The organism is Stieleria sp., assembly GCF_041595215.1.
In the GTDB taxonomy this organism is placed as follows: Bacteria; Planctomycetota; Planctomycetia; order Pirellulales; family Pirellulaceae; genus Stieleria; species Stieleria magnilauensis.
This window is the reverse complement of sequence record NZ_JBFHKV010000232.1, coordinates 1-9,226: the sequence shown is the minus strand read 5'-3', so window position 1 is coordinate 9,226 and position 9,226 is coordinate 1. Positions and strand designations below refer to the sequence as shown.

Here is a 9,226-nt window from a genome sequence, read left to right as displayed (position 1 = left end):
ATCGTCTTGCCCCCATCGTTCTGCCCCCTCCCGATCACGCCGACGGCCCACCAGCCACCCCCATCGACCGATTCCAATTCGCGATCCAGGCTCGGACGCGTCGGGCGAATTCCGGCGGAGTCGCCCCGACGGTTTGCAGGGAAGTCTGATCGCCGTCAAGCATCATCCGATCGAGCGTCGCGTCGATTTGTTGCAAGCGGTCAGAAAGGCGTTGTAGAATTGCGGCTTCATCGTCTGCGGAGATCGGTTCGGTCACCAGCCGTAATCGTTCGACGGGGCGATCGATGGATTCGTGTGGCTGACGCAGGCGGACCAGTTTTCCGTTTTCTGCTTTCAAACGACACGAATCGATAAAGACGCGTCGCAGCCGGCAAGACTCATCGAATTGAAACACCGGATCCTGGTCCCAATACAGACTCAGCTGCCCTTGGGATCGGAACCCGATCACGACTTCGGCTCGGTCCACCCACAGCCTGCCGCGAACCGGCATTGCGGTCCCATCGCGGAGCAAGTCTTCACGGTCGTCGGTTTGCTTTGCCATTAGGAGCGAGAGAATGACGAATCAAATCCAAATGCAGCCGACGTTTCGTGTCCAGCTTCCTTGGGAACGCGAGGAGGCCAAACAACGGCTTCGCCGTGCGATTCAATCTGACGAACTGTCTCCCCACGCGGAAGCGGCCGGTTGGGTGATCGATTTCCAGATCGAATCGGCGGACAAACGGTTCTGGTCGCCTCATCTATCGGTCCAATTGAACTGTATGGACGAGCCGCAGTCTAGCGAGGCATTTTGTCGATTTTCGCCACGGCCCGAAATCTGGACGATGGTGATGGCGATTTACCTGGTCGCGGCCTGCTGTTTCTTCGGCGCGCTGATCTTCGGATTTGTGCAGTGGTCGATGGGCAATCCGCCCTGGTCGCTGGTCGTGGTGCCGATCTCAATCGCCGTGATCACCGGGTTGCATCTGGCCAGCCTGGTCGGTCAGGGCTGGAGCCGTGACCAGATGGATTTGCTTCGCGCCCGCTGGGACCGCACGCTGGAACTGGCGCGAGACCTGACGGTCGTTGAGTGTCAAAGGAGAGAGTCAGCGAATCCGGTATCCCGTTCGGGGTAGGCCGCCGACATTCGGTTTAAGGTTTTAGCGGAACGGCGCGAGCCGTCCGGTTTGACCGTGAAAGACCGGAGGGCTAGCGCCCTGCCGCTCACAAACGTCCCCCGTTTGATGCAACCATAGGTGGGGCATGGGGCTCGCGCCCTGCCGCGAAACAATGCTTCACAGCGCGATCCACTACGCCTGTTCGGCTTGCTCATGCATGATCGTCAGCAGCCGGTTGATCATCGTGCTTTCCTTGTGAGAAACCTTGCCCACTCCCAGATGCCCGCCGGACGCTTTGGCAACGGTAATCATTTGCTTCTCGGTCAAGTGGATCAATCGATTCGCGGCGTTGCGTGACATCTTTTTCAAAATCCCGCGCGTGTACCGTTTCCAAGCATCGATGCCCAATCCCGGCGGCTGTTTTTGCAACCACGTTTCCAGCACCAGCCATGCGGTGGAGTCTTCGCGAATCCCCAGCTTGGCGGCCTGTGACTGAATCACCTCGCGTTCTTCCGAGTCGGCGTGGTCTTCGGCCCACGCGACCAACACCAGTGGGATGAATCGCAGGCAGATCAATTCGTCGGCGGTGATCCCCAACTTGGAAAGCTCGTCGATCAATTGGGGGTCTTCGACACCGGTGCTGCGAACCAACGCGGCGCGCGACGCCTCCGAGCCGGCTTCGGCATGGAGTCGCTGGACGATCCTGGCCTCCAACTCGGCGAAGTAGTGGGCCGCTTGTGACTTCGTGGTCTCTGGCTGGTCGGTCATGATGGCTCTCGATTCAACTGGATGGCGGGGAGGACGACGTCGATCACACGTTCGCGGCAAGCGGCGGGTCGATTGAAGCCCGCAGGCGTGAGCGACGGGCCACGCGGCGCCCCGCGCTGACGTGTCGCGCCTGGCGCGATCGCATTCGATTCGGAAGATCGACTCATTCGATGTCCCGAAATCAACTCGCGATGCTCTCCGCCTGAAGGTGCAACTGGAGGGCCAAACCGGGGTGGCAGGATGGTTTTACCGGTGTGATTGGAACGCGTTGTCATGATGTCACACATCGGCGCACCAGCGATTGAGACAAATGGCACACTGTGGGCCATTTCGCGCGCTCGATGGAAATTCAAATGATCGAGAGGGGCGATCTGACTGTCGTCGCACGTTCTGGCATTCGATTTGCTTGACTGCTGGTTGATCACCACCCTGGAGAATTTTTGCTATGCATAATGTCTTACTTGCCATCGACGGATCGACCCCTTCGATCGAAGCCGCCAAACTGCTCGCTCACCTTCCCCATCCGGACAGTTTGGACCTGACGGTGTTAAGTGTCGTGCAACGTCCTTTCATTCACAGCAGCTACGCGACGGGTGAACTGCTGGAAAAGGCGTTTGAGCGAGACAAAGCCTTTGCCAACGAGACGTTCAGGCAGGTGGCAGAGATGTTCGACGGGGCCAACGTCACGATCAAGCATGCGATGCGTGAAGGTCCGGTCGGTGAATCCATCGTCGAGCTTGCCGGATCGCAGAAACGAGATTTGGTGGTGGTCGGTGCCAAGGGGCATTCGCAAATCACGCGTTTGTTGTTGGGCAGCGTCAGCGATCACGTCGCCACCCACGCCCCCTGCAGCACGTTGGTGGTTCGTCCCACGGGGCTGCACGAAACGGCACGTCCGATCCGAGTCTGCTTGGCGTACGAGAGCAGCGACTCGGCGTCCTTGGCGTTGGAAGAGATCGCAGAAGTCCCTTGGAAAACGGGCACCGATTTTCATCTGCTGACGGTCGAAACCTACCTTTCGGACTTCATCGGTCAGCGCATCGCGGACGAGGGCATCGAGATCTCGTCGCACTACCTCGACGGACTCTCCGACGCCAAAGAGCGACTGGCCGACGTGGCCCCGCACGCCAAAACGCATCTGGTCAAAGGGGATCATATCGGCGAAAGCATCGTCACCTTTGCCGAAGACAACGCCATCGACTTGCTGATTGTCGGTGAGACGCCTCGGAGCGCGGTGAATCGATTCCTGTTGGGCAGCACGTCGCGGTATGTCTTGCGTCATGCACCTTGCAGCGTCTGGGTGACACGCAATCGAGCGGTCAAACACTTGGACTCTTAAACCACACCACCACCTCTCTGGAGCGTGAGACGATGAAAGTCTTGCTAGCGACCGATTGTTCTCAGCAGGCGGCAGCGGCCGCAAAATTTCTGCGCTCGCTGAAATTCACCGAGCCGATGAGCTTGACGATCATCACCGCGCTCGGCGACCCGTACGGGTCAAGCCCGGAGTCGACCCAGCATTGGTTTCCCGAACTGCTTCGACAGGAACGTGCGCGGGCGGAAGTGCATCAAGCCGACATGGCAAAGCTCTTGCGCGAGCGCTGCACACGTATCGATACGATCTGTCGTCCGGGCCATCCGGTCAAAGTCGTCTTGGGCGAAGCCAAGGATTTGGACTGTGATCTGATCGTCATCGGTGCCCGCGGCCACTCGTTCTTCGGCCGCTTGTTGATCGGCAGCGTCTCGGACAGCATCGCCACGCACGCCAAATGCTCGGTGCTGGTCGTCCGCCCGCCGGAAGAGGAAGATGGTCAACGCGACGCCGATGCGTCCAAGGCCAATCGAATCCTGATCGGTTACGACAGCTCGAAAGCGTCTCGCGATGCCGTCGAAGAGCTCATGGCACTCGATTGGCAGGCCGACACCGAGGTCGAATTGCTCAGCGTGGCTCCGATCTACGATTATCTGCTCGGCAACGGCTTGTCGACCGCCGCGATTGCCAACGAAGAGGAGATTTTCAAGGAGATGAAGCAGGGTGGTGATCAGATGAAGGACCGCTTGATCAAGAAATTGCCCAAGACCCAATCGGTGATCATTCATGACCAGCGAGTCGGAGACGCGATCGCCGATCTGGCGGAAAAAAGTGACTCCGATCTCGTCGTCGTCGGTGACTCCGGTCACAGCTTGCTGGACGACTTCCTGCTCGGCAGCACCACGAAGTACGTGTTGCGTCATGCCCCCTGTAGCGTCTGGATCTCCAGGCACCACCGCACCAACCCTGATCCAGACACGACCGCGGCCGACGCAGTCTCCAACGGGACTTCAGAATGAGATCGATTGCAGCGGAGCCGCGTTGGGGTGACAGTAGCGGGCGGCAAAGCCCGTGAGTGATTCGACACTGGGCAGCGCCAGTTTTTGTCGCGCCCGTCTCAAGTGCGTGTGAACGGTGCTCGCGCTGACGTCCAAGCGTTCGGCAATTTCACGGGTCGGGCAGCCCAACGCCAACAGTCCCAAAATCTCGCGTTCTCGATCGGTAAGCGTTTTCAGTTCGCTCGGGATCAACACCGACAACACGCACACGGCGACCTCCGGACGGTCCAGCGGCCACAACCATTCGCGTGAATGTTGGCCGCGTTTGTTCTCCAGCTCCAGTGTCGCCTTTTCACCGAGCGTGACGACCTTGGCAAAGGCCAGCTTGGCCCGCTCGCTCGATTCACCGGTCAAGTGCTTCCATGCCAAATCACCGGGTTTCCAAGACGGCTTTCGATCGCTACGCCAGATCACATGGCCTCGCCAGTCGCAGATCGTGACATTTATTCCATCCAGCATCACATCAGACATTAAGAATCGCCGTCATTTTGCTCGTATTGCGATGTTTCACGGTGCCCAACTCGCTTACAACTTGGCCTTCATGAATCGGACATTGTTCTTCGAAAATCCACCTCCAGGCGAGACCGGGGCAATCTCGCCGGGAGGCTTCGAAGCAATGCCGGACATAATGGATCTACTCCATTGCGGCTTTTCGATGCGGCGAGTTCTGATTAGATCCACGACATGGTTAACAATGGTGCTCCGATCGTCATCGTTGTACGCGTTGTAACGTCGTCGCCGATGGGGTTGACCGCCAATTTACCAATTCCTGATCGACCGCTGCGCTAGAAAAAGCTTCACCGCCGTGCCGCCGCGCGATACAGGTTCGTCGGCTGTTTTGACAGCCCCGCCCTTCAATCACGCGTTATCTGGTGGCTAATACCGCAACGACACGCGACAAAGACTCGAAGGCCGGTGCGTCACTGCACATACGCTTCGGCCGCATATTGATTGCTCAAGCGCGTGCTGCTGTCACACGGCAGCGTGCGATAGGTGTACCCGGCCGCCTTGACCGCGTCTTTGACCGGATTGAATTCCGAAAATGAATCATCCCAAACGGCGATCAACACATGAAATTGCCCGGGCTTGAATTCGGCCTTCAGACGCGTGACCAAGTCGGACAGTGATTGCGAGGTCACCGGCGATCCGCGGTGTGGCTTCGGCGTCACGCGCGTCAACGAGCGACTGTGCTGTAGTACAAAGAAATCGTCGCGATTGACGCCTTCGCTGGGTCCGGTTTGTAACAGGTACCAACGCCCGTACCGTAGCAACACGACCGCCTCATCGGTCATGCTACGACTCAAAGGGCGGAATTCAACGGACCGTTCGGACTGGGTGCGGATCGCGCTGGCGGTGGCCGCTTGGTCGGCGATCTGTTGCTTCACGTCGGCGATTTGTTGTTCCAGTTCGGACTGGTTTGCCAATTGATCCCGCAGCGCCTGCTGTTGTGCTTCCTTCAGGTGATCGGTCCGGCCGGCGTGGCGTCGTGCCAGCGAGAGCGTCTGCTCGAGGGATCGCAACCGATCCGATTTGGCCATCACGTCGCCGTCGGGGTCCAGTTGTCGCATGATTTCTTGCTGAGCCTGGATCGCGGCGGCGGTCTGCCGGATCTTTGCCTCCACCAGTACCGCACTGACCGGCACGGGCCGCTCCTCGACCGCGTCGTCCGGTTCCGCCGGCGCGGTCCCTCGCGCGATGATCAACAACGCCGCCAACAGCGTCAAAAACATCACGCCCCCAAACACATTGGACACCGTGTCCAGTAACAGTTCCAGCGAATCGTCTTCGTTGCTGTTCGTCCTCCGCCGGCTCATCGTGCGTCCCCTTCGGTACTGTCGCCTTCGATCGGCACGTCGCCCTGAACCGTGATCTCGGAATCTTCGTCCAACAACTCTAACGCCAGATTGAATCCGGCCTGACGGAAATCAGATAACAAGACGGCACCGGCACCGGCCACCGAGGGACGCAGCACCAGGATGATCGATCGCGTTTGAGTCTTGTCCGCTAACACGTCACTGATTTGGGCAACCGTCTGCATCGGGAGCTGCTCCCGGTCGTAGGACACGGTGGTCACATCGGTGGGTTGGAGCACATCGAACAGTTCCGCGTAGGTGTCGCGCAAATCGACGACCCACATCGGACGCGTGGGGCTTGCGGTGGTCTTGAATGCGACCAGTTTGCCACTGCGGTGGAGCACTTGTTCTTGCTTCAGCGACTCCAACTTTTCCCGAAGTCGCTCCCGCAACTCAAGGATCTCTTTGCGTTGCTGACTCATCTGCTGGGACGCCACCTGCTGCTGCAACTTCTCTGCCTGTGTCTTCGCCTCGTCGGCTTGACGGACCAGCTCGGCGAGTTCCGATTGAGCGGCCTGGATGTCACCGTCCAGGTCGCGAGCGGTTGCATCGAGCAGTTCCTGGTTGTCGCGGCGCAGTTGTTTTAACTGTTGTTCCAGCTGATCCAAATCCTGAAAGGGATCTTCCATCGCCTCGTCCGGCGGCGTCGTGGCAGCAGCGGCGTTGGCGGCATCATCAGCCAGCTTTTCCTGCAGTTCAGCCGCTTGGGTCGCCAGTCGTAGACTCAACTGCACCACCAACAGCAACAAGATAAACAACATCACACCGGCGACACCGGTGATGATGTCTTGAAAGGCAAACAGGTTGACGGTCTGCTCACGTCGTCGACGTCTCATCGTGCATCACTCCAACACAATGGGCCCATCGATGACAACTGCGTCCGCGTCTGCTTCGCCTTCCTGGATCACTTCGACCGGGGCAAAACCCGTTTCGTCGTCTTGAATCGATCCAGTTGCGTCCGATTGTGGTTTCGTTTCGGACGTAACATCGCTCGCGTCGGAATGTGCGATTCGGCTCAGCACTTCGCGCTGACAATACTCCGTGCATTCATCAAGAAACTCTTCTTCCTGTTTCTTCTGAAACGTCATCGTCATCTGGACCAACAACGCCGCCATCAGGGCCAGCAGTGTCGTTTCAAAGGCTGTCGCCAGTCCGCCCGTCACACCTTGAAGCGCACCGATCAATTTCGACGGGTCTTCGGTCTGGCTGAGCACCCGGCCGAATCCGCCGATCGCGATCGATAGTCCCGAAACCGTCCCGATGAAACCGAGAATCGGAATCGCCCACACCAACCCGCGAATCAGATTGAAACTGGTTTCCATCACCGATTCGTCGTGCTCGGATTGTGTCCGCAAGATCTCGCCCAGATCGACCACACGGCTCAAGTTCCGGGCATTTGACAGGCCGACTTCGATTCGATGCAGCAGCACAAACCGTTTGGGATCGTCACAGACTTCGTACAAGCGATGCAACACTTCGCTCACCCGATCGACCGACAGGACAAAGTCGATTTGGTCCGGCATCACGCGCAGCCGTAGCGCCTTTTGTTGCAGCTTCAGTTTGGCGCGTTTGAACCACAGAATCAGCATCGACCAGACGGAAAAAAAGACGATCACCGGCGGCGTCCAACCGCGTCGAATGAACATGTCCACGATCGGATTGGAACCGATCGCGACGAACGATCCGAACAGGGCCACCGTGATCGCGGCGGCGATCAGCGCGGGCAACACGCTGCCCACACGCGTGTAGCGCGCGCCCGCAAAACCGAAACGGCGTTCGATGTCACGTCGCATCCAAACGAGTCGATCGTTGCTGACCGGCGATGCATCCACCTTGTTCATTTCCTGGTTGTTGAGGGAGTTGATACGGCAGAGCGTGGTGAGACGACACAGAGGATCGCGCCGCACTGCTGGGCGTCCGGATGGGTCACCCGGAGTGGCTTTGATGTCGGCGGCGCGCCGATGTCGACGCGTTTCGTCTGTCCGGTTTGCGAATCGACCGGAAAAACAACCAGCGGATCGGAATCGGCCGGCTCACTGAGAACCGCTTCGTAGGTTTCACCGTCCAGGGAGACCCAACCGATCCAACGGGGCGCCGGCGGACGGGGGCTACGGAACGCTTTGAATTCGGCGAGCATCCGTTCGACGCGATTGTTCCAATCGTCCACACCTTCGAGCAGCCGTCTTGCTTGAGTCACTTTCACCAGGCGATCCACGTCTTCGGGGTCGTACGTCAACCAGTTGGTATCCCAGTCGAAATCGGACGCTTGCAAGGATTCGAGCCAATCACCAAAGGCCAATTTGATCGGAACGCTTCCCTGGACGGCGATCTCCAACACGCGGCGCATCCAAATCAGTCGATAGATCGGATCAAATTCCGGCTCGCTCTGAAACGTTCGCAACTCGCTGATCAAACGATACGCGACGGGAGTGAAGTCGGTCACTGTGACGTCGGTGACGCTGGGCGCCATCTTCGCGGCGAACTGGCTGTGCCCCGACAACGCAACCTTGGGCAGCACTTCCTCACGAAACCGCAAGCCGAAGTTTTGGGTTTCACGCTCCAACGAGGGATTCAATAAAACCGAAACAAGGTGTGCCCGCGGCGACTTTGGATCCGGCGCCTGTTCCGAATAAAACACACTGCCACTGGGATCGGGATAGACATAGATGCGATTGACCAACGGTGACCGAAACGCCTCACGCAGTTCCTTGATCGCCTCGTCACAGCCGGCAAGGGTTTGATACGTCGCCCGCCATCGGGTCGCCGGAACGGACAGCGGATGCTCAGGCTCCAGCGATTCGGCGTGTTCGAGCGTCGCCAACCAGGCTTTCGCCATCTCAGCATCGGCCGATTGTGGCTGTTGATAAGCGGGATGGCTCAGCACATCGATCCAGGCAAGCGTGGCATCGATGGCGTCGGCACTCGGGGCGTCTCGCTGCAGCCGCTGAGCCAACGTGTCTCGAGGCCAATCGTCGACAAACTGCTCGATCGCTCGCCTGTAACGTTGGGCGTTTCCCACCGATCGCGTGATCGCCTGAACGAGCTTGTCGCGGTCGGTCTGCTTCTTTTCCTGCTGGGCGGACGCGGCGAGCATTTTGGCTGCCTGTTTGGCTGCCTCGCTCAATTCCGGATTGCCCAGTT

10 protein-coding genes are annotated in these 9,226 nt (G+C 58.7%); 3 read left to right on the top strand and 7 right to left on the bottom strand.

The genetic code is table 11. The annotated features are described in order from the left end of the window. Nucleotides 1-34 precede the first annotated feature (34 nt). Nucleotides 35-541, bottom strand: coding sequence for a hypothetical protein (locus ABX749_RS11345; protein WP_372896080.1), 507 nt, complete (start codon nt 539-541; stop codon nt 35-37). Nucleotides 542-554: 13 nt separating this feature from the next. Here ABX749_RS11345 and ABX749_RS11340 point away from each other — a divergent pair, with 13 nt between their 5' ends. Next, nucleotides 555-1,112 (top strand): hypothetical protein, encoded by a 558-nt coding sequence (locus tag ABX749_RS11340; RefSeq protein WP_372896079.1) that lies wholly within the window; start codon nt 555-557, stop codon nt 1,110-1,112. Between the two features lie 174 nt (nt 1,113-1,286). Here ABX749_RS11340 and ABX749_RS11335 read toward each other — a convergent pair whose 3' ends face one another. After that, nucleotides 1,287-1,862 (bottom strand): hypothetical protein, encoded by a 576-nt coding sequence (locus ABX749_RS11335; protein ID WP_145211337.1) that lies wholly within the window; start codon nt 1,860-1,862, stop codon nt 1,287-1,289. Nucleotides 1,863-2,307: 445 nt separating this feature from the next. On the opposite strand from ABX749_RS11335, the gene ABX749_RS11330 reads away from it, so the two are divergent. Both ABX749_RS11330 and ABX749_RS11325 read left to right on the top strand, forming a co-directional pair. Continuing rightward, the gene (locus ABX749_RS11330) at nt 2,308-3,201 is read left to right on the top strand and encodes a universal stress protein (protein WP_145211340.1); all 894 of its coding nucleotides are present in this window, start codon (nt 2,308-2,310) and stop codon (nt 3,199-3,201) included. 32 nt (nt 3,202-3,233) lie between these two features. Further along, nucleotides 3,234-4,193 (top strand): universal stress protein, encoded by a 960-nt coding sequence (locus ABX749_RS11325; protein WP_372896078.1) that lies wholly within the window; start codon nt 3,234-3,236, stop codon nt 4,191-4,193. Here the strand turns inward: ABX749_RS11325 and ABX749_RS11320 are convergent. From ABX749_RS11320 to ABX749_RS11300, 5 genes are all read right to left on the bottom strand, one after another. Then, nucleotides 4,185-4,703 (bottom strand): response regulator transcription factor, encoded by a 519-nt coding sequence (locus tag ABX749_RS11320; protein WP_372896077.1) that lies wholly within the window; start codon nt 4,701-4,703, stop codon nt 4,185-4,187. The genes ABX749_RS11325 and ABX749_RS11320 overlap by 9 nt on opposite strands. 449 nt (nt 4,704-5,152) lie before the next feature. Continuing rightward, nucleotides 5,153-6,046 carry a hypothetical protein gene (locus tag ABX749_RS11315; protein ID WP_145211349.1) on the bottom strand — a complete coding sequence of 298 codons (894 nt, stop codon included), beginning with the start codon at nt 6,044-6,046 and terminating at the stop codon, nt 5,153-5,155. Then, on the bottom strand, nt 6,043-6,921 hold the full coding sequence (locus ABX749_RS11310) for a hypothetical protein (RefSeq protein WP_372896076.1): 879 nt from the start codon (nt 6,919-6,921) through the stop codon (nt 6,043-6,045). The genes ABX749_RS11315 and ABX749_RS11310 overlap by 4 nt, the downstream gene beginning before the upstream one ends. A gap of 6 nt (nt 6,922-6,927) precedes the next feature. Continuing rightward, nucleotides 6,928-7,926, bottom strand: a complete 999-nt coding sequence (locus tag ABX749_RS11305) for a MotA/TolQ/ExbB proton channel family protein (protein ID WP_372896075.1) — start codon at nt 7,924-7,926, stop codon at nt 6,928-6,930. Next, a partial coding sequence (locus ABX749_RS11300) for a hypothetical protein (RefSeq protein ID WP_372896074.1) occupies nt 7,923-9,226 on the bottom strand: 1,304 nt, incomplete at its 5' end. The genes ABX749_RS11305 and ABX749_RS11300, both read right to left, overlap by 4 nt.